The following is a 1160-nucleotide window of genomic DNA, read 5'->3' on the forward strand; positions in this document are numbered from 1 at the left end:
CACTCTCGGTCATCACGCCACCGCCCGTCATTCCCCTGTTGTTCACAAACAGACTGTTCACGTAGTAACCACTGCTCTGGTACTCATACACCGCTCCCCCGCCGCCTTCGCCTACATTGTTGGCAAAACGACAGCCCGTTACCGTCAGGCTCGACTGATTGTTGAACACCGCCCCGCCTAAACCGGACGTACCCTTAGCCACATTATCGCTGAACTCACAGGCTGACACCAGCAGGCTGCCCCCGTTGGTATATAACCCCGCACCCAGTGACTCCAGACTACCGTCTCCCCGGCTGTAGCCCCCGCTGATGACAAATCCGTCCAGCACGACCGTACCCGCATTGCCCTCGTTACGTACCACTTTGTAGACATTGTCCGCAGCATCACCCGATGTACCGATGTCCCCCGACAGCGTGGTGCTTGAGGGCTGTCCCGTCGCCGGACGGATCACAGCCCGCTCGCTGAGACTGGCTTCCGTACCGGCAAAGCCCCCGTAGAGCTGCACCCCGTTCCGCAGCCGGAAGCTTGCCGAACGGTCGGAGCCGGTAGTGGGCTTGTAGAGTCCGCCGGCCACCCACACCTGCCCGCCGTTCAGGGCCGATACCGCATCAATGGCTCCCTGTAGGTCTGCCGTCGCGTTCTGCCAGCTGCTGCCGTCGCCCGATCCGGTTGCCACCGGTCTGACGTAACGGATTTGTCGCAGATCGGCCTCAATCGTCAATCGGTATACCGGTATCGTAAATGTGCACTGATAGGCATCGGTTACGCCAATCAGCATCGTGGTACTGATTGCAAGGGTGGGTGTACCGCTTAATACACCGGCAGTACTTAACGTAAGGCCGGGTGGTAAACTGCCGCTTTTCAACGTAAACTGGTATGGGGCATCACCTCCCGAAGCCAGAAAGGACTGACTAAAAGGTTGCGTTACGCCGGCAGTGTTGATGGCCGGTGCAGCTGCCGTTAAACCGGAACCACCAAGCTGCTGATACTCATACGCCCCCATATCAATTACGCCCCCTGCATATTTCCGTGCCTTACCGGCTATATCTTCAGCCGGTCCGGAATAGGCCCCATTATCTCCCATATTCATCCCGTTTACCCCCACGCATGGCTTTACACGCAGATCAGCAACCGAAACAAAAGGCGAGGTGGTAGTGGTG

General features: G+C 58.1%; 1 protein-coding gene. It reads right to left on the bottom strand.

The window, feature by feature from the left end; all coding sequences use genetic code 11:
• Positions 1–1084, bottom strand: a 1084-nt coding sequence (locus tag BLX24_RS32445) for a putative Ig domain-containing protein (RefSeq protein WP_218160743.1), incomplete at its 3' end; no start/stop codon positions are given.
• Positions 1085–1160: the final 76 nt, after the last annotated feature.

This window comes from Arsenicibacter rosenii (assembly GCF_001870735.1).
Taxonomy (GTDB): domain Bacteria; phylum Bacteroidota; class Bacteroidia; order Cytophagales; family Spirosomataceae; genus Arsenicibacter; species Arsenicibacter rosenii.